This window comes from Methanosarcina thermophila TM-1 (genome assembly GCF_000969885.1).
GTDB classification, from domain to species: Archaea; Halobacteriota; Methanosarcinia; order Methanosarcinales; family Methanosarcinaceae; genus Methanosarcina; species Methanosarcina thermophila.
Genome location: NZ_CP009501.1, coordinates 222,116 through 245,322 on the forward strand (window position 1 = coordinate 222,116; position 23,207 = coordinate 245,322).

Here is a 23,207-nt window from a genome sequence, read left to right on the forward strand (position 1 = left end):
GCCCGGACAAAAGCAAAAGTTCGGGCACAAAAATTCGTATTACTACGTTTTAAGTCTAATATATTTCTAAGTCTAAATCACTTTCTGATATTCCATAGGTCTTTCGATTACTATTTATGCCACAAAATTACAATAAAATATTAGAATATAATTCAGGGTATAATTTGGGGAATTCGGGAATGTGATATTTATTTTCTCGTTAAGTATCCTTTTATATTTTATCAGCCGGACTGTGAGGATACTTAACAGAAAGTTTCCGTTTCCAAGAGAGGGTATATGGAAAAGAAGCTCATGAGAATAGGAATTTCCCTGCCCAGGGAACTTCTGGACAAATTTGATAAAACTCTTCTGAAGAGAGGTTATTCATCTCGGTCTGAAGGAATAAGGGATTCCATAAGGATATACAACCAGCACTATGAGTGGATGCAGCAGATAAGGGGCAGAAGAGTTGCAACGATTTCGATTGTATACGATTGCTCAAAAACAGGGGTATCGAACGAGCTGGCAGAAATTCAACATGAAAACATGGATCTGATAAACTCCTCAGTACGTTTCCATATTGAGCCAAACTCCTGTTTTGAAGTGATAATTTTGCAGGGCGAAGGGGAGAAAATTGTAGAGCTGGCTGAAAAAATCTTAAGTTTAAAAGGAGTGAAGCACTCCAGACTAATGACTGTCCCTATAGAAAAAATTGAAAAGACGTCTTAAAAGCCTTCCAGTCCTGAAATAGTTCGAAGCATATTTTATTTTCAATTCACGGGATGTGAGATCTAAGAATTAACAAGAAATAGATTTGCTAATTGTCAATTTGACTAAAAGTGATCTGCATGGATCTGACAAAAGTTCATTTCACTTTAAATGTGTATCTGATTAGTTTTGAGAGATTGGTGCGGGATATTATTTCCACTTTATGCATAAGGAAATGGAGACAGGTAGAAAAAGAAAATGTTGTATCTATAGAGGATTCCATGCTTCCTGAGATTATCCGAATTCAGGCAGAAGGCTTTGAGACTAAAAGCCGTAATGGTATCAGGCGATACTCAAAACGACTGAGGAAAATCTTTTACGTGGTACTGGACCAGGACAGAGTTGTAGGTTACTGCATATATTATATAAAGCCTGTCCTGTCTCTAAAGGGAATTAAGAAAAAGTCTGTAATTTACTCAATTTCAATTGATAAGGAATTTAGAAGAAAAGGTTATGGTGAAAAACTCTTAAGAGAAAGTGCCAGAGAAATGGGAGTAAATGGAATAACTTCAATTCTTTTATATGTCAACGTAAATAATATTCCTGCTATAAAGTTATACGAAAAAGTAGGCTTCAAGACGACTAATGAAATAAAAGACATATGCGGACTTAAAGAGACATGTTATGAGATGGAATTGAAAATTCTTTAATCTCAGGCTATCTATAATTCCTTTATCTTCATAACTCTCTTATCTTCATCATTCCCTTATCTTCATAACTCTTTCATCCTCATCATTCTCTGATCTTCATAACTCTCTTATCTTCATCATTCCCTGATTTTTATCGCTTCCGCAATATTTCTCAAACTTCTTGATACTAACTTTTAGATGAATAAGTAGCTATGGGGAAATGATTTTATTCAAATGTCTTTTTACCTGATATAACATTTTTTACCTGGATTTACTAACTTTTAGATGAATAAGTAGCTATGGGGAAATGATTTTATTCAAATGTCTTTTTACCTGATATAACATTTTTTACCTGGATTTTCTCTCTTTCATGACGATATTTGGGAAAATTTTGTTAAAAGATATATTTAATAAAGATTGAATTATCTATATATGTCTAATTGCCCGGCTATAGGGAACTTCTGTTGCCTCGGAGGTAATAATTTTAATGGTTCCGAATTAAAAAATTTTTAAAGCTGATGAAATCAGCTTTTTATTCTAAGGTGATCCTATGGATCTTACAAAAATTCACACTAGATCAGTTATATACTTTTTTAAGAGGCTACTGCAAGATACCGCTGGCAGTCTTCTTGTAAAACAATGGAAGCTGATAGAAAAAAAAGATATTGTGTCATTTGAGGACTCCATGCTTCCTGATGTTCTTAGAATCCAGCTTGATGGATTTGAAAACGGGAATGAGGAAAAACTGATAAAATATTCTAAAAAGTCAAGAAATATTTTTTACGTCATCAAGAACAAGGATAAAATTGTGGGCTACTGTGTTTACTACCTGAAACCTGTACTTTCTCTCAGAGGCTTTGAGAAACAATCCGTAATATCCTCAATTGCAACGGATAAAAATTTTAGAGGCAGAGGGTTTGCTGAGAGATTATTAAAGGGCAGCATTGAAGAAATGAAGGTAAACGGAATATCCGTCATTCTCTTATATGTCAATGTAAATAATCTTCCTGCTATAAGATTATACGAAAAAACTGGCTTTCGCATAATTAAACAGGTAGAAAACATATGCGGCCAGAATGAAAAATGTTATCAGATGGGGTTGAGACTCGCTTGAAGCTTTTCCCTGCGTGACCTGTTTTTCTGCTCTGGCAAATTTTCCTTACTTTCTTAGGATATTTCCTAACTTTCTGGTTTTTACTAATAAACCGATCTATGTACAGTATTAAGTGAGATAATTTTGATTTTTCATATTTTTCTCGCCTACATTTTCAGATTATTAAGTTCTGCTCATACCAACTTTATGCTTTGGGATATGTTTAAATAAATCTCGGGCACACATTTCAATGTGCCTGTAATTAATATTCTTGTATTTCTTGCCGGGCTAGTATTGCTCGTAAGAGGAGCAGACCTTTTCGTATTAACTTCATCCCGAATTGCAAGAAGGTTCGGCGTATCCGAATTCGTAATAGGATTGACTCTTGTATCTATAGGCACGTCGATACCTGAACTTGCATCCTCCCTTGCGGCATCTTTTCAGCAGGCAAGCGGAATAATCATGGGCAATATACTTGGGTCAAACATTGCAAATATAGGGCTGATTGCTGGTACGGCTGCTCTCCTGATGAATATCAGAACTGAAGAAGTCATGCTGAGAAGGGACGGCTATATAATGTTATTCTCTTCTTTTCTTCTTTTCCTTTTTATGCTTGACTTTAAAATTTCGAGGCTAGAAGCCTTAATTTTTATTTTATTATACCTCATCTATCTTTTGTTCCTGTTTGAAAAAGTGAAAAAGCACGAAGGGGATATTTATTTTAAAGATTTTATGATTTATATAATCAAATTCGAATATATTTTTGATCTAATATCAAGAATTAACCTCCAGGCCCGGAAGTCCCGAGAAGAAAAGCAGGGAGCAGTAAACAAAACTGAAAGGAAAAACGGAACCGAAAAGAGAACTATAACCGAATCAGAGACCGAATCCGTAACCGAGGAATATGAAGATATTGATATCGATGTTACAGAAGAACATCTTCAAGAAACCAGCCTTTTAACAGAATTCTTCAAGCTTATTGCAAGCTTAGCTGCAATCATAATTGGGGCAAATTACTTTGTTGAAGAGGCAATCTTCTTTGCTCTGCTGCTCGATGTTCCGGAGACAATTATAGGGATCAGCCTTGTTGCGGTTGGGACATCAATTCCAGAACTTATGGTAACTGTCTCGGCAGCGCGGAGCGATTACGGTGGAATTGCCCTTGGAAATGTAATAGGATCAAATATTTCGAATATACTTTTGATTCTAGGCTGTTCAGGGCTTGTCCATCCTATAATGACAACCAGCATCGACATTTATTACGTAGCACCGTTTTTGCTGATAATAAGCACCCTGTTCCTCTTATTTATCCGAACGGGCTGGAAAGTAAAACGCTTAGAGGGATTTGTCATGCTCCTTCTTTATTTAGGCTTCATGATAAGGATCGTAGGTATGGGGTAAGAAGTGCCATTCTAAGTGTATGCCCAGGAAGATATAGAGATTAAGGGTTAAAAGATAGAAATCCAGCAGGCTCAGAAATTGCGGGCAAAAGCTGTTATCAATAAAAGCTGCTTTTAATTTTATGATACATGCGGGATAACAGCTCGATAATTATGATGGCGGTTAATAAAGCCGCACTTTATTTATCCAAATTGAATTATTCTGCGTTTTTATCCAGATTCGAATCATTCTGCGTTTTTATCCAGATTGAATCACTCTGCATTTTGATTCATTATGTCTTATTTAAATTCATTATATCTTATTTCAATTAATCTGTTTTCAGGATATCTTTATATCTGTTCCATGTCTTTATTATTTTCTCATAAATGTTATACAAATAATGGGGGATATCTGTCTATATGCTGACTGGCACATCGGAATTCTGGAACACGCTGCAGGAGCATGCATGATGTATAAAAACTGGCTTAAAACGAGACAACAGAATTTCAGTAAGTAAATACATAACAGAATAAAATTATATTCGAGAATATTAAAAGGGCAGTGAAGAAAGATGATAACTGAGATGATAACTGGCAACGTTATGTTCTTCATCTATATGTTTACATCTATCTTCGTAGTTGTTAGCCCAATAAGTGGGGTAGTAACTTTCATTTCCCTGACCAGCAAAATGACTCGTGACGAGAAGAACGAGATTGCAAAAAAATCAGTTACACTTGCATGTTCAATTGCCCTCTTTTTTGCAATAACAGGAAGTGTAATACTTAATCTCTTTAGCATTAGCGTCGATTCACTGCGGGTTGCAGGTGGGCTCCTACTCTTCAGCATTGCCTTTGATATGATGCATGCGAAGATTTCAAGAGAAAGCATAACCGATGAAGAGATCTCAGAGTCTCAGGAACGCGCAGATATCTGGATCTTTCCTATAGGTCTCCCGCTTCTGACAGGCCCGGGTACTATCAGCACTGTAATTGTCCTGATGGAAAGTACAGCAAGTCTCGAGCAAAAAATAATAATTCTTGTATCGATTATACTGACATTTGTACTTTGTCTGTATATCTTCCTTTTCTCAAGAAGAATTCATGAGTTAATAGGATATAACGGAATGCTGGTCTTTACAAGGCTTATGGGACTTCTGCTTGCAGCCCTTGCAGTAGACCTGACTTCAACAGGACTAATAAATATTTTTAATTTAACAAATTAAGTACAATCTAGAAAGGTAAGTAAAAAACCGGCATTTGAAAGAACTGATAGCCTCAGAAGTCAGGAGATTCCTAAGTTAAGTCTCTACCAACCGTTTTCTCAAAATCAAGTTTCTACAGCCGATTCTCAACGTGATCTCTCAGTTAATTCGGCTTCTACCATACCGCCGGTTAACGTACTCAAGCAAGTCACTGCCTGTGAGTCTTTCGCTGGAGGGGCCTATCCGGATATAAAATTCTTCTTCTTTGCCTGATTTTAAAAACACAGGGTCGTCACTCTTTTGACAGTCTATCTTCAGGATTTTCTTGCCGTTAACAGGTACAAGAGCATAATCGATAAGTGAAGCATAAGCAAGACCTATGTGCTGTTTGAGGAGCTGTTTGAAATGGAGGAGAAACTTGTCTTCATTGAGGAAATTATCGCTTTCGATCCCCAGTACTTCTCCGGTATTTGAGACTCCTACAAGCAAAATGCCGCCATCGGTATTAACATAGGCAACAATTGTTTTCAACACTGCATGTTCAACACTCCAATCCGGCTTGCCGGTCATAAGATTCATGCGAAGGGTGGACTTGAATTCCAGTTTCTTACCTTCTCCCCTGCGGATCAATTCCAGGATGTAGTCTGAGTCGTTTGCAAGCTTGATAGCCTCGTTGATAAGCTCAAGCTTCTCTTGAATGTGTGTGAGATTCTTAGGATAAGTCGAGAGCCTGTGCTTGAAAAGGGTAAGCTGGGAAATGAGTGTCTCTGTGAGGTCCTTAATTTCAAGGATTTTAATCTGTGCCTGCAAATCAGGCAGGTACAGTTTACTGTGCATAAGAAAATCGATACCGGTCTCTATGGACTGCGAATTTCTGGCAGGAATGGAAGCTGCCTGACCTGGAAACAAATCAATGCTTCCATCAAGCTCTGTACATATATCCTCCACAGAATCCCTGCCTGCAAACCCACCTGTAATGGGAGCTGTTTCAGGAAACCCGTATTCTCCTGAAAACCTGGTCCTTCGGCTGGGAGCTTCCACTGATCCATGCAAAGAGTCAAGAACCGACTCATGCAGGTTAAACTGGCTCTCTGATTCCCTGATAAAATCCGTCCTTATCCAGGCTTTTCGAATTCTCATGCCCAGAGAATTATTGAAAAAATCTGCAAGATATTCCGCACTTACTCTTTCGGGATTGAGTACAAACTGGATATAAGCCCGAAATTCAACTTCCACATCGGAAAGCGAAGAGAACGCCTGTCTTTCCTCATTGAGAGGAAGATAGAGGGAGTTATCCTGTTCAATAAAACCTCTTTCAAGACTTGCATCTGGCAGGTTAACTTTTAAAGTAAGCTCTGAGAGACTGGTTAATCTCAGGCCATACTCACTGCATACGGTATTTACTATTTTCTCAATCATAGATGATCAGATTGTGAAGGTTATGAAGTATAGGAGTTCCTGAAGTTATCATTTCAGTTACGGGTTTAAATAATATACTTTATCTTCCCGGATAATATGAGAGTTCATTTTCAGGAAACAGAGATAGTAGGAAAGGTGAAAAACAGTATTAGAAGAGAATCAGGAAAAACGTAAAACAACACGCATGAAAACCAGAATCGAACACAAAAGATTTAAAGCAAAACCAGCAGGTCATAAACTGGTTAATCGACCAGAGTTTATGAGAACTGGTTTTGCTGAAAGTCTCTGATTCTAAAATAGTTCTTTCAGGATGCCGATTTTCAAAATTAATTATTTGATAAGCTGGGCTGTAGAGTGAGAAGATACACTTGCAAATGCAGCCGAAGAAGTACACCCGCATTTCCTGCAGTAATAAAATACATTTGAACCAATTACCTGCTTTTTGAGCGGTGTTCCACATCGAACACATTCTACAGAAGATTCAAACATCTCAGTCTCACTCCATGATTATAAGTGGTTCAAGCCTCACAGTTTCTTTTTTTGTCCAGTACCCGCAGACGTGGCAGTACTGGAATCCCTCGAAAAGGTTATTTTCAAGTTTGGAATGGCACTCAGGACAATATTTTAAGAAAGACATTTAAATCTCTCCCAGTAAAGATCATTAATTGGAATTCCTTCCATTAAATTTCAGACAATTTTAACTGTTCTAGTTTACTTTTCCAGTTCATCTCATTGAGTTCTCAGTTCACCTCATTGAGTTCTCAGTTCACCTCATTAAGGTCCCAGTTCTTTTTCTGTTTCCAGAACTTTAAGAGTGATTTTCATAACCGAATCAGGATTGAGCGAAATGGAGTCTATGCCTTCCCTTACAAGAAATTCCGCAATCTCAGGGAAGTCGCTCGGAGCCTGTCCACAAATTCCGCTGTGCTTTCCATTCCGTTTTGCTCCCTGCACAGCCATTGACATAATCTTCATAACCCCTGGATCCCGCTCATCGAATTCTCCGGCAAGAAGTTCGGAATCTCTGTCAACTCCAAGGGTCAGCTGGGTCAGGTCATTTGAGCCTATGGAAAAGCCATCGAAAAACTCGCTAAACTCATCGATAAGGAGAACATTGTTCGGAATCTCGCACATAACATAGACCTGAAGTCCGTTTTCTCCTCTTTTGAGCCCATTTTTCTCCATTTCGGCAATAACCTTCCTTGCCTCTTCAACCGTCCTGCAGAAGGGAATCATAAGAATAAGATTTGTAAGCCCCATTTCATCCCTGACTTTTTTCATAGCTCTGCACTCAAGGGCATATCCCTCCCTGTAGCGTTCATCGAAGTAGCGGGAAGCTCCCCTGAACCCTATCATGGGATTGCTTTCCTCCATTTCGAAATAACTGCCCCCTATAAGGCTTGCATATTCATTGGTCTTGAAATCGCTCATACGGACTACAACAGGCTTCGGATAGAAAGCCGCAGCAATAGTCCCAACTCCCTGAGCAAGCTGTTCGACAAAGTAATCTTCTTTCCTGTAGCCCTGAGTAAGCTGTTCAATTTCCTGAAGGACTTTAGGGTCTTTGATCTTCTCAGGGTGCACAAGCGCCATAGGATGGATCTTTATATAGCTTGTAATGATGAATTCAAGCCTCGCAAGCCCTATCCCGTCGTTTGGGATCATGGAAAGACCAAAAGCCTCTTCCGGATTTCCCAGATTCATCATAATCTTGGTTTTCGGGCGTTTTATGTCTTTCAGGCTAAGAGTGTCTTTATGGAAAGGAAGAATACCGTCATATACAAGCCCATATTCGCCTTCGGCACAGCTCACCGTGATCTCCCTGCCTGTCTCAAGCACCTCAGTTGCATTGCCTGCTCCCACAACAGCAGGAATCCCGAGTTCCCGACTGACAATAGCTGCGTGGCAGGTTCTTCCTCCTTTGTTTGTAACAATAGCAGCCGCGGTTTTCATTACAGGCTCCCAATCCGGAGTTGTGGTATCCGCAACCAGAATCTCCCCGGGTTTAAAAGAAGGCAGGTCTGAGATATCTGGAATTACATGCGCTTTTCCCGATGCAATCTTGTCGCCTACGCTCCTGCCCCTCACAAGGACTTTTGATCTTTTTTCAAGCACATAGGTTTCAAGGACATCTTTGCTCCGCTGGGACTGGACCGTTTCTGGCCTTGCCTGCACTACGAAGAGTTCCCCTGTTATGCCATCTTTTGCCCATTCAATATCCATTGGCCTGGGTTCCCCGAACTTTTCAGAGTAATAGTCTTCTATGGCTATTGCATACTCGGCAAGTTTGAGCACTTCGTCGTCATTGATACAGAATCGCAGCCTGTCAGCCTCGGGAACCTCAACGTTGCGGGTAAGTATTTTGGAGCCGCCCTGGCCATAGATCATCTTGATTTCCTTGCTCCCTACCTTTTTCTGGATAATCGGTCTGTATCCTTTCCTGAATGTCGGTTTGAAGACATAGAACTCATCAGGGTTAACCTGCCCTTGAACGATATTTTCCCCGAGCCCGTATGCGCCTGTGATGAAAACCACGTCCCTAAAACCAGTCTCCGTGTCCAGGGTAAAGATAACCCCGCTGGAAGCCAGATCCGACCTGACCATCTTCATAATTCCTATGGAGAGAGCTACTTTAAAATGGTCAAAATTGTTGGTTACACGGTAGGAAATAGCCCTATCTGTAAAGAGTGAAGCAAAACAGCGGATACAGGCGTCACGAAGCGCGGGATAGCCCCGGATATTCAAATAAGTCTCCTGCTGACCTGCAAAAGAAGCTGTGGGAAGATCCTCAGCCGTCGCTGAACTCCTCACTGCTACATCCGTATCTTCCCCGTATTGCTCACAGAGGCGGTCGTAAGCGGCTTTAATTTCCTCCCAGAGGTCATCCGGGATTCCAGCCCCAAGAATTAGGTCTCTTGCAGCTTTTCCCCTTCTTGCAAGGTCTGCAATGTTTGAGGTATCGAGCCCTTCCATTGTTCTTTTAAGTTTATCCAGAATACCTCCGGCTTCAAGTGTATGCCAGTAAGCATCAGCAGTAACTGAAAACCCGTTTGGAATCTTCACCCCCTTCTTGGTAAGCTCCCTATACATCTCCCCAAGCGAAGCATTCTTCCCGCCCACAAGCGGGATGTCATCAATCGTGGTCTCTTCAAACCAGCGGATGTATTTGTTTTCTTTCTCAAACATCTCCCAGAAATCCCCTTTTAAAATTATTTACTGTAATGTAAAAGTGCGGCAACACATTTAAACTTTCATGTTAAATTTATAAACCTCGGCTAAGGTCAGGACGTTCCCTATAAAATCCAATTTCCTAATCGCATGTTTGATACTATCAATGTATTAATGTTCCAAATATATTTATGCGCTAATCAAAGAAATGAGTTTCCTGCCTTGTGAAAGTTAAAAAATGTTCATTCTCATCGCTTTTCAAATTCTGAATTATGGACATCAAGGTTTAAGATCATCCCTGAACAAATACTGAACCAAAGCTATTTTTTCTAAAACTGTTTCCTTGCTTATGGGGCTAGCTTTATGGAACTGGCAGGTATCGACATATTTGATATTCTTACAGCGATAGACCAGTTTATCTGGGGACCACCACTTCTGATTTTGCTTGTGGGGACCGGAATTTTCCTGACATGGAAACTCGGGATGATCCAGGTGTTCAGGCTTCCCCTTGCACTCAAATATGTTTTAAACTCAAGAAAAGCTGAAATTGGAGTGCAGGGGGATGTTTCGAGCTTTGCAGCGCTCAGCACTGCGCTGTCCGCAACTATAGGGACTGGGAATATAGTCGGGGTTGCAACTGCACTAAAAACCGGAGGTCCGGGAGCTCTTTTCTGGATGCTTTTTGCAGCTTTTTTTGGAATGGCAACCATGTATTCCGAATCCCTGCTTGCAGTCAAATACAGGACTGTGGATGCAAACGGGCAGATGTCAGGAGGACCCATGTATTATATCAGAGACGGGCTGAAGGAAAAAAAGTACAGCCGCGTTCTTGCATCTGTTTTTGCTTTCTTTGGAGTAAGTGTATCCCTTTTCGGGATAGGTATTTTTCCGCAGGTAAATGCCATAGTCGATTCAGCAAGGATTGCCTTTGATATTCCTGAAGTCCTGAGTGCGGCTGTAATAAGCCTGCTTGTAGCATTTGTCACGCTCGGCGGGATCAGGAGAATTGCAGCCGTAGCCCAGTTTTTAGTGCCTTTCATGGCAGCAGGCTATGTACTGGGCTGTGTGTTAGTTATAGGGTTAAATCTTGAAAAAGTTCCTGAAACCCTTGCCCTGATAATAAGCTCCGCATTTACAGGAACTGCTGCACAGGGCGGCTTCCTTGGGGCAGGGGTGATGCTTGCAATAAGAATAGGAATTGCTCGGGGGGTTTTCTCAAACGAATCAGGACTTGGGAGTGCCCCTATAGCTGCCGCGGCTGCAAAGGTAAAAGAGCCAGCCAGACAGGGTCTTATTTCCATGACAGGAACTTTCTTTGATACCTTTATCATCTGCCTCATGACCGGAACAGTACTGATTATAACGGATTCCTGGAAAGGCGAACTTGCAGGTGCCTATATGACAAGCTACGCTTTTTCGACCGTACTCTCAGAAATCGGAAGCTATATCGTAACAGTCGGGCTAATTTGCTTTGCCTTTACAACTATTCTAGGATGGAATTACTATGGCGAGCGCTGTACGGAGTTTCTCTTCGGGGTAAAAGGAATTCTCCCTTACAAGCTAGTTTATATCCTTATTGTCGCCTCAGGCGCTTTCCTGACTCTCGATGTCATCTGGGTGCTTGCAGACATCGTAAACGGTCTCATGGCAATTCCAAACCTCATTGCCCTGCTGGCTCTTCGGAAAGTAATTGCCTCCGAAACCAGGCAGTATTTTAAGAAGCTGGAAGCTGAAACCTCAAACACGACTAAGGTATCGAAATAAACTGTTGCACTGCGACCGCTGAGCCACAACCCTTTTACGAAAAGGCTTGACCGCAAACTTTTTAGAAAAAAGTTTGATCAAAAACCTTTTGAGGGCTCTGTAGAAATCCTTAATTTAATCCATAATAATTGTATTACTTTTTTGTTTATATTATAGACTATTAGTTTAACTTTTACTTCTTTTACTTGATTTCTAACCTTTCTTGCTCTTAATGTTTCTCCAAATTTTCTTTTTACAACAGATATTATTGTCTCTACTATATTCCTTCTATTGTATTTGATCTTATCAAAGTCTTTGTTTAATTGTTTTCTATATTTTCCGTTTATTCTCTTTCTTTTTCTTTCTCTCAAAGGTACTATTGAATCTGCTTTTATCTCTTCTCTTATTAGAGTATGAATTTCTTCGGAATCATATCCTTTATCCATCACATAACATTGAGACTTTCTTGACTTGTTTGATTGTCTTATCAGAGTCTTTGCATGCTTGACATCATGATCTGTTTTTTGGCTAATTTTCCATCCTAATATTACTTTTTTAATAGTGTCTACTGATATTGAAGTTTTAAGGAAGCTCCTTCGGAGCTTCCCTGTTCTCTTAGAATAATAATGACTTGCATAAGAACTCGTAAATCCTGTTGCATCAATTGCCGTAATGAGAACTTTTTCTCCATGTGAGTAAAATAGTTTTAGAGTTTTTGACAAAATTAGGTTAAACAATGAAGAGGGAATTCTGGACACAAACTTTTGAAGAGTAGTGTAATGAGGAACCTTATCAAGGTCAAGTTTTTCCTTTATACTGTTCATGAGGTCAACAAGTTCTACAAAGTCACGGTAGTCTGTACTTATATACTCCTTCAATAAAACAAGAACAAGAAGCTGATGTTGAGTATAAACACGTTTGGAATATTTGCAGGAGTAAAGGTTCAGTCTGGAAGACTGAACCGTTTTAAGACTGAGATCAATAAATTTAATATACTTATTTGATGACAATAGCAATTGCTCCTTTGTTTTTTGTGTGGACAAAAAAATTAAGGAGCATTTTTACAATTTTATTTTTATAATTTTTGGGTAAAAACAGAATTTAGAGGATTTCTACAGAGCCCTTTTGAGAAAAGGTTTTATCGAAAATGACATGACGGCGTGGTCAAGCGGCGCAACGCTTGGTGATAAACCGGCGCAACGGTTTCGGTCAAGCTCTTTTTTTCAAAAGGCTTATTAGAAAAATACAACATGTCAGAGATTGCAAATAAAGTGCAAACATTATAAACCAGGTATTAGGACTGTTACCTATGAAGCTCTCCTATCCAGAGAAAGGTTCCTGCCCCGGGAAAAAGAAGCATAAACTGATATATCAAGTGCCGGCAAAAAGAGGATCGGTAGATAATGAAAAGCTGAGAGACAGAAAATCTGTGTATAAAATGCCTGTAAATAAAACACAGGCATCAGCTCTTCGTTTTGCAGTTGCCGTGTTAATAATATCTGTCTTTTTGACAGGCTCAGCATCTGCAGTTGTAGTGTCCGGAAGTACACAGCTTGGAGTTGAGGTATCTGAGATCACTCCCAACCCTGCAAGGCCGGGTGAAGACCTGCTCATAAGGATCAATATACAGAATATCGGAGATGATCCTGCAGAGGACGTGATAATAGGGATTGAAGAAATTCCTCCTTTCGTTTTTAAGTACAGCACGTCAGAAGTGTACGGCTCCGGGACTAACATGGAGCGAACCTTCCAGATTCAACAGATACGGCAGCGTTCCAAAGTCGAACTGAACTTCTATTTCAGGGTGGACCCGGAAGCTCAGTCCGGAATTTATCAGTTGGAATTTACTGTCAAGGACAAGGGCGGTACAAGTTTTTCGAGAAGAATTCCGATCAGGGTGGAAGGAAATCCTGACCTTGTGCTTACAGGCACTGAAATTTTTCCTGCAAACGGAGATAATTACTCTTCGGGAGCCATAGTTCCGGGACAGGAGTTTTACCTCAGGACAACTGTTAAGAATGCAGGAAATGGGGACGCGAAAAATGTCAGGGTAATGATTAACCTCAATAACTCCTCGCCTTTGATCCCGCTGGAAGATAATGTCCGTTTTTTTGAGAATCTTAGTGCAGGCAGTTCCGAAAACCTGTCGTTTAAGCTTTTGCTCGGCAGCAATGCCGATGTGCAGCCCTACAGGATCCCCCTGCGAATAACAGCCTCGAATAACACCGATACCTTCCAGATAGACAAGGTTCAGGAAATCGGGATTAACGTGCTTAACCGGGCGAAAATCGATGTCTCAAGCCTGAAATTCGATTCTGGCATGCCTGTGAGAGGGCAGCAGGTGTCCATGACTGTCAGGCTTGAAAATGTTGGAGAAGGGGAAGCCCGTTCAGTTAAAGCAAGGCTTGAAGGGCTTGAAGGTTCAGGAAGTACTGCCGCCTTCCTTGGACGCCTGGATAAGAATGACGATGCCCCTGCAGTTTTTACCTTTACCCCTGAAAAAGCAGGTGAGCAGGAAGTGACGCTGCTAGTTGAGTATGAGGATGACTTTGGTAAACATCAGCTTAGCGAAGATCTTACATTCAATGTGGAGAGCCAGAATGGAAACATTCTTCCGCTTGTGCTCGGAGCAGTCCTCATTCTTGCAGCTATAGTTTTTTATATGAAAAAGAAAGGCAAAATCTGAGACGTGGAATTAAAAAAGCTGAAAAGCTGAATTAACCTTAAAGGATGCCTGTTATGCTCGAAAAAATGAGAGTCTCCTTCTTTCTTGCCAGCCGCTCCATAATCAGGGGTAATAAAGGGATTACGATCTTTACGGTCTTTGTCCTGACCCTGATCTTTGTGCAGCTTGTGCTCTTTTCAACCATACTTGCAGGAGTTACGGCACAATTCAACAAGCTCCTTGTAGACTTCCAGACTGGAGACATTGTAATCGAACCCAGAGAAGAGCAAAGATATATTGAAGACGCTTCAGCTATGCAAAGAAAGATAGAGAGTTTACCTGAGGTCACAGGGACTTCTGCTCGTCTGAAGTCATCGGGCTCCTTCCGCTACAAGGGAAAAGAAATGGGAGCTACTGTGTACGGCGTAAACCCGACGGATGAGAGCTTTGTCACGGGGCTTGAAGGAGCTATGATAAGTGGAGAATTCTTAAGCAAATCAGATAGGGGCGAGATCATACTGGGCAGGGAAGTTTCAGGAGGCTTTGGAGGCCTGATGGAATCTCGTTCCCTTGGGGGTGTAGAAGTCGGAGACAGGGTTGAGGTTACAATCCAGGGCAAAACTAAAGAGTTCAGGGTTAAGGGAATCTACAGCACTCTCTTTTTTATGATCGATGCTGGTGCCTATATAACCAGAGCTGACATGGAGGAAATGCTCGGTATAGAGAACCAGGGTCTGGCTCAGGAAATTGCTGTCAGGACTATCCCAGGTACGGACGAGGCTGTAACCCGAGAAAAACTCCTTTCTCTTGGGATAGGAGAAAATGTCCGTACCTGGAGGGAATTTGCCGGTATACTGGGCATGATAGAAGACACCCTGGGAATGGTCAGGAATATTATGAACTTGATAGGTCTACTGATAGCTTTTGTTATAATTTTTGTAGTTATCTACGTCAATATTGTAAATAAAAAAAGACAAATAGGCGTTCAGAAAGCTATAGGGATCGAGCAAAACGTAATAATAGCTTCCTTTGTCCTTCAGGCAATGCTTTATGCAGGTGCGGGTGTGATTTTTGGTTATATACTGATGAATTATGGAATCGTCCCGTACACGGTTTCCCATCCTCTGCAGGTTCCAGCAGGAGCGATCAGTTTGGAGCTGGATAGCCTTGAAGCCTTAAATCGCGCTATACTACTTTTCCTGGCTTCCGTTGTGGGTTCTGTAATCCCTGCATATAGACTGGCAAATAAAAACCTCCTGGAGCTTATCTGGGAGAAATGAGACTGAGGTGAAAAAAATGGAATCTCTGACAAAAGCCGGAATTGTGCCTGAAAAAGAAAAGGAGGGTAAGATTATAACCCAGAACCTTAACCTACCTGCACAGGTTCCGATCATTGAGGGCATCAATATAGTGCGCACCTTCAGAATGGGGGAGGTTCAGGTTCGAGCCCTGCGCGGCGTAACTGTAAGAATTATGCGCGGAGAATTTATTGCAATCATGGGACCCAGCGGCTCAGGGAAGACAACCCTTTTAAACCAGCTTGGCTTGCTTGATACTCCAAACTCGGGAAAAGTCATTATAGAAGGCACAGATACCTCTCGCATGTCCGACAGCGAGAAAGGCAAATTCCGGCTGAATAACCTGGGTTATGTCTTTCAGGATTATGCCCTTCTTCCCGAACTCAATGCTTCGGAAAATGTCTATATCTCCCTCATGATGCAGGGAAAGAGTAAAGCCGAATGCGAAGCCGCAGCCGCAGAAATCCTTACCGCAGTTGGCCTTGGAGACCGCCTGCAGCAGCTTCCTTCCAAAATGAGTGGAGGTCAGCAACAAAGAGTTTCAATAGCCCGGGCTCTTGCCCACTCCCCAAGAGTCCTTTTTGCAGATGAGCCCTGTGCCAACCTGGACTCCCAAACTTCAAAGGAAGTCCTTGACCTCTTTAAAAAATTCAACCTGGAACAGGGGCAGACCATTGTAATGGTTACCCATGAAGAATGGCATGCTGATTATGCTGACAGGATAATAAGGTTGAAAGATGGACTAATTCAAGAGTGAGTATTCTTCACAAGCTTGGGTGTCAACATAAACTGGATGTCCTATATAACACTGGACTTTGAATAAGATCAATATATGTACCAGGATCTATTAGGGAAGTCAAAGATACATATTGATTTGCTGGTACCATGCCAGCAACCACAGTGAAGAGGTCTTTGAGCTCTCAAATGGCTGCAGAAAATATTGCACCTGACATGTTACACATTCTAACATATCGAAGTGCAAATATTCTATTCCCCGTAACTTTGCTCTAATACTCCCTCATCTTCTGAACAGCCGTGAAGTTAAGTGTGTTTCGCCCTTCAGCGCAAAGTTGATGCCAGACTTACCAAGCACCACCTGTAAGTTCCATCCGAAATGAGCCAAGAGCCTTGCTGGAGTCAAACCCGGCTATATCCCCAATAGGGAATAGGATGTATGAATCTTATTAACCCCGGCTATCCTGAAACCAGTTTCAAGTGTTTAATAGTTGAAATTTTTTCATCCGGTTTAGTGCACAATTCGTGTAATAATATCACCATTAGATCAATGATATAAGCATTAAATCATTGGACTAAGGTTAGAAAGGTATACAAAAAAAGATAAATGAAACAATATTAACAGTTAAAAATATTATATATAATAAATGCATAGTATAATCTGCGTTCTCATCTCTTTAATACCCCACTAGCAAATAACACCTACTTCAAGACATTACTCCACTGTAAAGGGATAAAAAGAGAAACTCACACCCCAGAATTAATAATACCTCAATACCTCTTCCCCAGCTATAAAAAGTGAGTCTCTTGAACACTGTTCGGAACTCCCAGGATTTTAGGTGAGAACGCTACCTCTCTTTTTTTTAAAGAAATTTTAGAATCCTCAAGATAAACTGTCTAACCGCAACCACTGCGCCGGTCGATCACGCCGTCACGCTGATTTTTGATCAAACTTTTTCAGAAAAAGTTTGCGCTCAAGCAGTTTTTTGAAAAGGCTTGTGATCTAATTTTTTAGAAAAAAGTACACACTTAAGTTTTTAAGTATGCCTGTTAAAAGGCTTGCAGGATCGGGCAAAAATGAGTAAATTTTCCGTCCAAAAATAAGCCCTCTTGAGCGAAGCGAAAAGGGCACCGTCCTCCCGAGACGGGACTCGGGTAGTTCAATGCTATAAGGTTAGGTCGGTGAAGAAAAATTAGAGTCTTATACTAAGAAAAGGCAGCTTAAATAACATTATGTGTTAAAAATATTATATATGGTGCGAACATAGTATAATTTGCGTTCTCATCGCAAGACCACATAGCAGACCTATTCCACAAGAAATACTTCAACGCCTACTCCGAAAAATTACCAGAAAAGCGAAGAGACAATATAAAAACTCGCTATAAGTGAGTCCAGTACCACACCTCTTACAAGACCTGATAAGTGCCGTTCGGAACTTCCAGAAATTTCCAGATGAGAACGCAATCTTTTCTCTAAACAAAGTATTACTCTGGTTTTTCAAGATAGTAAGGATATTGTCTTCAAGATAGTAAGAATATTGAAAGATAATTAAACATCAGAATATATTAGAAGATCAAAAGCGGTAAAGAGCAGTAAAGCAGCAGAAAACTGCAAAAACAATAAAAAAGAAGTAAAAAGGTAGTAAATTAAAAAAGAGTTTTTATACTGAGATTACCTCACTTTTTTTCCGTTTGAAAATCGCGATTACTTTCCCTTCTTCATCGATGTGATCCTTTATCCATACCAGTTCCCAGCCTTCGTTTCCGATTCTCTCAAGTTCTCCCATCATCTGTGGCAGACTTAAGCCATCAAGTTTTCGAGCATCATACTCCCATAGATGTATCGTTTAATACCCCTCCAAATAATGATAAAGATAAAATTTTTAATGTTTTATAATTGGAATAAAACTATAAATAACCTGAACAGAAGGAAAAAAACAATCAGGTACTCACACTGGATTAAACTTTATCTTTCTTATTCCAGGTTCATTTACTCCATTTCCCTTTTTCTGCGATCTATTTTTAAGCAAGATTTACTCTATCTTAGAATGGTATAATTCCGGAATTTCGGACCGAAAGATGAAAGATTATACCATTTTCATATCTTGGTCTGCGGATTCCCTCCTTTGCCGTGAAATCTAATATGAGCTCGATTAATTCTCTCCCCTCAGATCAGAATCTTTTTTTCTTGCGGTCTTTTGTTAAGGATGACTTCTTTTGCTCAACCCGTTCCAGAAGGGCTTTTCCAAGGTTAGAGTATTCTTTTTTTGCAGGTTTTTCTTTTTTCGCAGTTTTCTGAGTAAAAATAACCTCTTCTTCCTTACTTTCTAAAAGCGCTGAATATGTATCAAAAGTTTGAATAGATTCTTGAAGAAGTTTCTTTTGCCCGGGCAGGTCGCCTGGACTGAGCTTTCCGGCACGTATGAGAAGTTCTGCAAACTGTTCAAAAATTCCAGGCAATTCTCTATCTTCACTGCCGATTTCTTCAGCCATTTTTGAGAGGTATTTCTCGCTCTCAATTTTTGCTATGCCAGGTCTGTCGCTGAAAAGGATGAATAAGAGAGCCTGATAGAAATGATAATAGAATTCAGGAATATGGAAGCCTATAGAAGCTTCGGATGCCTCTTTGAAGTAATTGACTGCTTCTTTTAGCCCAAAAATGTAAGTTGCCTCGTTTTCCGCCCTCAATGACCTCCAGAGGGAAGCTTTTCCAAGGGAACGAAGAGCATACCTTCGAACATAAATGTACGAATTGTCAGTAAGAGCCTTCAAGTCTCTCCAGGCCTGGGTTTTGTCCGGCACATGGAAAAAGGCAGATCCAAGCACACGTACCGCCGTCCTCTGCACAAAACTATCGCTGTGATCAGAAAGCCTTACCAGATCCATCCAGGCTTTTCCTTTATCTGGAACCTCTGCAAAGCCTGAAGATAGAGCGAGAACAGCCCCTTTCCTGACTTCCCGATCTTCAACGGACACGAGTTTGACAAGCTCGTTCCAGGCTGTCTGTTTATTCTCAGAGTAAACAAAAGCGGCAGCAAGAAGTTCTGCTGCTCTTTTTCGGATGTAGGCATCCTGGCTTTCAGTGAGCCTGACAAGGTCATAAAAAATTGCAGATTTATTCTCTACTGCCGGAAAGATATTCTTAAGCAGGTCTGCTGCATCTCTTCTGGTGCCTGTGTCCTCTTCCCCGGTCAATTCAATAAGTTCATCCCAGATATCCTGCACTTTGCCGTTATATCGTGAATAAGCCGCAAGCAGAGCTTCTATTTCAGCTTTTCGTCTCTGGGGATCCGAATCAGAACCCAGGCGTATGAGCTTGCTTATAATTTCTTTCCTGTCCGGAATGGAGCCTGACCCTGCAAACAGGTCAACCATACCTTTCTTGCGTACGTATGCGCTGCTGTCAGGTTCAGTCCTGGCAGGTTCGGAGGCAAGCTTACTACGACCTTTTTCTTTAATCTGCCACCTGCCGTTTTCCTCATTTTCCCCGGAGAGGACAGAACTCAGGGAATTAGCTGCTTTCTTTCGAAGAAAAGTACCCTTTTCTGATGCAGTTTCATAGGCTTCCCCAGCCTTGCTTCTTTTTTCGAGCTTAACCTGCGCTTCGGATTTATCTTTATCTCTGAAGAAATCCTTTTCTTCCGGCTCTCTCCGATCACGTTTTCCTATCTCTTCCCACTCCCTTGCCTCACGTTCCTTGCATAGTTCGGAATAAGCAGAAATAAGCGTATCTACAAGCTTTTGGAGCACAGAACTCTCTTTCGTTTCAGCCAGGCGTATAAGTTCGGAATATGCCTCGCTTCTTAAGGAGAGATATGGAAAAACCTTCGTGAGAATGTCAGCCGTTATGCTCTGTACATCTTCTTCCTCATTCTCTGAGAATTCCAAAAGTTCCATCCAGAGTGAGTCTTTGTTATCCATACCCGGGAATAAAGATATAAGCGCATCAGCTGCCACACTCTTTACATGATTGTCACTCGCCTTTATCAGGCTCAGGAAATCTTCCCAGACTTTTCTTTTGTCAGGCATATCAGGAGATATAAATATCAGGGCATTAATCGCCTGCTTCCGGATATGCTCATCCTCGTCTCTCGTAAGCTTGAGGATATCGTCCCAGGCTTTTTTCTTATCCGGGACGTGGAAAAAAACCGAGGGTAGAGCCAGAAGGATTTCCCCTTGAACCTCAGGATTTCCCGATACTGCAAGTTCCAGCAGAATCTCAAGGGTCTCATCCTTCATCTCATCCGGCATCTGGGTGTAAACAGTTCCAAGAACACGCGCAGCCTGTTTCCTGACTTTTTCATCCTCAGACTCCGTAGCCAGTTCCAATACCTCGTTCCAGGCTTCTTCCTTTTCCTTATCTGTCAGTTCCGCGAAAACAAGACTCAAAAATGAAGTCGACTTCTCCCGCACATAAGAATACTCCGAAGTTCCCATTGCAAGCAGGTCTCTCAATACCTGCTGTTTATCTGGAACTTCTTTTATCAAATAGTAAAGCGAATTGACAATTTCGTTTTTTACATCCTCCATGCTTGATCTGGAGCTTATCAGCCCGGTAAGATCCCTCCATGCCACGGCTTTATCCGGCATGAGAGAAAAAACGCTAACCAGAGCACTGGCTGCAGTTCTCATTACATTTTCTTCCGGATAAGCTGTCAGATTAACGAACTTGTTCCACACAAATTCCTTATCCGGGACATTCGGAAAAACGGTTACAAGGGAATTGATGGCTTCTTCCCTGACTGCACTGTCCCTGTCAGAACAAAGCCTTAGTAAATCATCAAAAGCCTGTCTCCTGTCAGGAAATGCCTCAAAAAAGATTCCCAGCTGCTTTGCGGCTTCTATTCTCTCATCTGAAACCTGACTTAAAGTTTTGTTATGTATCTCTGGCTGCTCACTCAAGAATTGTCACCGACCTCTGCTCTAACACCGTCCTGTTTGCAAGCTCTTATTTACAATCCAATCTGGCAGATTCCCTCTTATAATTATTGATTCCAGATTTCAACTGGCAGTAAAGAATGATGAAATGACAGACTAAGTAGAAAACTGGACGAATCATATTTGAATCAGAGATCTCTCAGGCAGGAGGCAGGATTATTTCTTTTTAGGGATACCTGCAAACATAATTCTCAGGAATTGTTCAATCCCATTATTTTTTAAAAACGTTCTTTCAATATAGGATTATTTGAATATGGACTTATATAATTGTGAATTATGTAGTCATTGAGGGTGTTACACCTGGGGTGCTGCACCTGGCTCTATCAGTTTATTTAGACTGAAGAGGAAAATAAAAATAACATATTATGTTAAATGGAAGGCTGAAATAATGCGGCAACAGGACATAATAGCCAGACAACTGGCGCAAAAAGTAACAGATTTTATTGAACCTGTTATCCCCTATCTGGTCATAGGGTCCAAAAAAGCGGCTGAGGAAGCCCGCAAACAGGTAGGACCTGAAGTCTGGGAGATTAAAAGAAAATTATGGGGAAAATTATGTTCGACAGGGTGCGTTGGGTTGAAAGAAGCCGCAAAAGATATGATTGTTGCACCCTCTGATACGGAGGTAAGGCAAGTTCTGACTCAGGAGATTTTAAAATTGCTTGAAGAAAACCCTGATTTAACTGAAGAAATTTCGTCTTTTATGGAAGATGAATCCATACAGAGGCTGATGACCGAATACAATCCGGCAAGGGCTACAGATCAGAATTCAAAACAGGAATCAAAGCAGATCTCAAAGCAAACCCTCATTGATAGACTTAGAGTGTTTGAAGAATTTAACAGACTGCTTGAGGGATTTGCAGCAAGAAAGGGCACTTCTGAGGGTTTGGAGCGGTCTGAAATGCCTGACACCGAAAAGCTTACTGGTTCGGGCGTTACAGGTAAAAAAAGTGCAAGTGCCCTGAGACTTGAGCAAATCGCAGAAATTAAACAAATTGAAAAAACGGATTTTGAAAGAGCTTACGTCGCAAAGAATAATCTTGCAAAAATTTGTTTTGGAGATACAGGCGTTTTGAAAGCCGAGCCTGAGCTCCAAAATGAGTCCGAGAGGACAAAGAACCTTTTATTGCAGATTTCTTATCTGGAGAAGCCGGAAAAACAAGAGGTATTGAAAAAAGCCCTTGATTTTGCCTCCCGGATCCAGTACGGGGATCTGAGATCACAGGCTCTTTCCCTAGTTATTCCCCATCTTAACGGACCAGAGAAAGCCGAACTTATCGGGAAAGCCCTTGAATCCGCCTCCCATATCCATGATGAGGATGAAAGAGCTCTTGTCCTTTCTTCACTTCTTCCCCACCTGAGAGGTCAGGGCAAAGAAGAGCTTATTGAAAAAATCTTTGGCTTTGCCTATTTCTTTAAGTATGGGGATATAAAATTCCAGATTCTTTCCTCGCTTCTTCCTCATCTCTACGGGTCAAGGAATGAAATACTTATTGAGAAAGCCCTTGAACTGGTAACAGTGATCCACTCCAGATACCAAAGGGTACAGGCTCTCTCATCTCTTATTACATACCTGAATGAACAGAGAAAACAGGAAGTTATAGACCAGGCGCTTGAGTTGGCTTTCACTCTTAATGATAAAGACATGAGGCCTGAAGCCCTCTCATACATTCTTCCATATCTGGAGGAACCAGAAAGAAAAGAAATTCTTAAAAAAGCCCTTGATATGGCGTCCGAAATTAAATCAGAATATCAAAAAGCTGAAGCTCTTTCCTCGCTTGCTCCATACCTTGATGAGCTGGAAAGTGAAGAAGTTATGGGCTCCTGAACCTCTGTTTTTAACTTTCTTAACATTTTCTTAACTTTCTTAGCTCTTTCTTAATTTTCTTAACTCTTTTTTAACTCATGATGCTCTAATAGAATTATATAATTAACTTCAGCAAGCCAGAAGCGCAGGAAAGACTAATCTTGAACTCTGATTCAAAAACTTTAGATGTATAAAATCCTGTCACTTCTGAAAAACCAGAATATTCATATGCTCAATAGAAATTCGATAATTAAGAGTGCTTAAATATATAATTAATCTATTATTAATCCTACAAAAATTAATTTTGATATTATCTATTTGTATTGATTATTTTACTTTATTATATCCATGCATTAGCTGAATCAAATAACCGAATAAGTAGCC

Annotated in this window: 17 protein-coding genes; 10 read left to right on the plus strand and 7 right to left on the minus strand. The window is 40.8% G+C overall.

Features of this window, described 5'->3' with window-relative positions:
- Nucleotides 1-276: 276 nt before the first annotated feature.
- The 5 genes from nikR to MSTHT_RS01045 all read left to right on the plus strand — a co-directional run bounded on the left by nikR (nucleotide 277) and on the right by MSTHT_RS01045 (nucleotide 5,071).
- Entirely contained in the window at nucleotides 277-708 is a 432-nt protein-coding gene (gene nikR / locus MSTHT_RS01025) for a nickel-responsive transcriptional regulator NikR (protein WP_048166194.1), read from the plus strand.
- Between the two features lie 119 nt (nucleotides 709-827).
- On the plus strand, nucleotides 828-1,397 hold the full coding sequence (locus MSTHT_RS01030; protein WP_181952216.1) for a GNAT family N-acetyltransferase: 570 nt from the start codon (nucleotides 828-830) through the stop codon (nucleotides 1,395-1,397).
- Nucleotides 1,398-1,926: 529 nt separating this feature from the next.
- On the plus strand, nucleotides 1,927-2,490 hold the full coding sequence (locus MSTHT_RS01035) for a GNAT family N-acetyltransferase (RefSeq protein ID WP_048166195.1): 564 nt from the start codon (nucleotides 1,927-1,929) through the stop codon (nucleotides 2,488-2,490).
- Between the two features lie 231 nt (nucleotides 2,491-2,721).
- Entirely contained in the window at nucleotides 2,722-3,870 is a 1,149-nt protein-coding gene (locus MSTHT_RS01040) for a calcium/sodium antiporter (RefSeq protein WP_048166196.1), read from the plus strand.
- Nucleotides 3,871-4,420: 550 nt separating this feature from the next.
- Nucleotides 4,421-5,071, plus strand: coding sequence for a MarC family protein (locus tag MSTHT_RS01045; protein WP_374756217.1), 651 nt, complete (start codon nucleotides 4,421-4,423; stop codon nucleotides 5,069-5,071).
- 138 nt (nucleotides 5,072-5,209) lie between these two features.
- Here the strand turns inward: MSTHT_RS01045 and MSTHT_RS01050 are convergent, their stop codons facing one another.
- From MSTHT_RS01050 to ppsA, 4 genes are all read right to left on the minus strand, one after another.
- On the minus strand, nucleotides 5,210-6,469 hold the full coding sequence (locus tag MSTHT_RS01050; RefSeq protein ID WP_048166197.1) for an AlbA family DNA-binding domain-containing protein: 1,260 nt from the start codon (nucleotides 6,467-6,469) through the stop codon (nucleotides 5,210-5,212).
- Nucleotides 6,470-6,799: 330 nt separating this feature from the next.
- Nucleotides 6,800-6,958 carry a hypothetical protein gene (locus MSTHT_RS14225; protein WP_156149686.1) on the minus strand — a complete coding sequence of 53 codons (159 nt, stop codon included), beginning with the start codon at nucleotides 6,956-6,958 and terminating at the stop codon, nucleotides 6,800-6,802.
- A gap of 7 nt (nucleotides 6,959-6,965) precedes the next feature.
- Nucleotides 6,966-7,106 carry a hypothetical protein gene (locus tag MSTHT_RS14680; RefSeq protein ID WP_181952215.1) on the minus strand — a complete coding sequence of 47 codons (141 nt, stop codon included), beginning with the start codon at nucleotides 7,104-7,106 and terminating at the stop codon, nucleotides 6,966-6,968.
- 137 nt (nucleotides 7,107-7,243) lie between these two features.
- Nucleotides 7,244-9,655, minus strand: coding sequence for a phosphoenolpyruvate synthase (ppsA, locus tag MSTHT_RS01055; protein WP_048166198.1), 2,412 nt, complete (start codon nucleotides 9,653-9,655; stop codon nucleotides 7,244-7,246).
- A gap of 345 nt (nucleotides 9,656-10,000) precedes the next feature.
- On the opposite strand from ppsA, the gene MSTHT_RS01060 reads away from it, so the two are divergent.
- Complete coding sequence (locus tag MSTHT_RS01060; RefSeq protein ID WP_048166199.1) at nucleotides 10,001-11,401, plus strand: alanine/glycine:cation symporter family protein; 1,401 nt, start codon at nucleotides 10,001-10,003, stop codon at nucleotides 11,399-11,401.
- Nucleotides 11,402-11,478: 77 nt separating this feature from the next.
- Here MSTHT_RS01060 and MSTHT_RS01065 read toward each other — a convergent pair whose 3' ends face one another.
- Entirely contained in the window at nucleotides 11,479-12,390 is a 912-nt protein-coding gene (locus MSTHT_RS01065; protein ID WP_048166200.1) for an IS5 family transposase, read from the minus strand.
- Nucleotides 12,391-12,689: 299 nt separating this feature from the next.
- Between MSTHT_RS01065 and MSTHT_RS01070 the strand changes: the two genes are divergently transcribed.
- The 3 genes from MSTHT_RS01070 (at nucleotide 12,690) to MSTHT_RS01080 (ending at nucleotide 16,100) form a co-directional block, all read left to right on the plus strand.
- Nucleotides 12,690-14,066: a COG1361 S-layer family protein gene (locus tag MSTHT_RS01070; RefSeq protein WP_148704341.1), complete on the plus strand. Its 1,377-nt coding sequence runs from the start codon at nucleotides 12,690-12,692 to the stop codon at nucleotides 14,064-14,066.
- Between the two features lie 53 nt (nucleotides 14,067-14,119).
- On the plus strand, nucleotides 14,120-15,325 hold the full coding sequence (locus MSTHT_RS01075) for an ABC transporter permease (RefSeq protein WP_048166201.1): 1,206 nt from the start codon (nucleotides 14,120-14,122) through the stop codon (nucleotides 15,323-15,325).
- A 145-nt stretch (nucleotides 15,326-15,470) separates the two neighbouring features.
- Nucleotides 15,471-16,100, plus strand: coding sequence for an ABC transporter ATP-binding protein (locus MSTHT_RS01080; RefSeq protein WP_231588228.1), 630 nt, complete (start codon nucleotides 15,471-15,473; stop codon nucleotides 16,098-16,100).
- A 1,639-nt stretch (nucleotides 16,101-17,739) separates the two neighbouring features.
- On the opposite strand, the gene MSTHT_RS15285 is transcribed toward MSTHT_RS01080, so the two are convergent.
- Together MSTHT_RS15285 and MSTHT_RS01085 are read right to left on the minus strand one after the other, a co-directional pair.
- Nucleotides 17,740-17,868 (minus strand): hypothetical protein, encoded by a 129-nt coding sequence (locus MSTHT_RS15285; RefSeq protein ID WP_259274550.1) that lies wholly within the window; start codon nucleotides 17,866-17,868, stop codon nucleotides 17,740-17,742.
- Between the two features lie 382 nt (nucleotides 17,869-18,250).
- Entirely contained in the window at nucleotides 18,251-20,980 is a 2,730-nt protein-coding gene (locus MSTHT_RS01085; protein WP_048166202.1) for a HEAT repeat domain-containing protein, read from the minus strand.
- 424 nt (nucleotides 20,981-21,404) lie between these two features.
- Between MSTHT_RS01085 and MSTHT_RS01090 the strand changes: the two genes are divergently transcribed.
- The gene (locus MSTHT_RS01090; RefSeq protein WP_048166203.1) at nucleotides 21,405-22,844 is read left to right on the plus strand and encodes a hypothetical protein; all 1,440 of its coding nucleotides are present in this window, start codon (nucleotides 21,405-21,407) and stop codon (nucleotides 22,842-22,844) included.
- The last annotated feature ends 363 nt before the right edge of the window (nucleotides 22,845-23,207 follow it).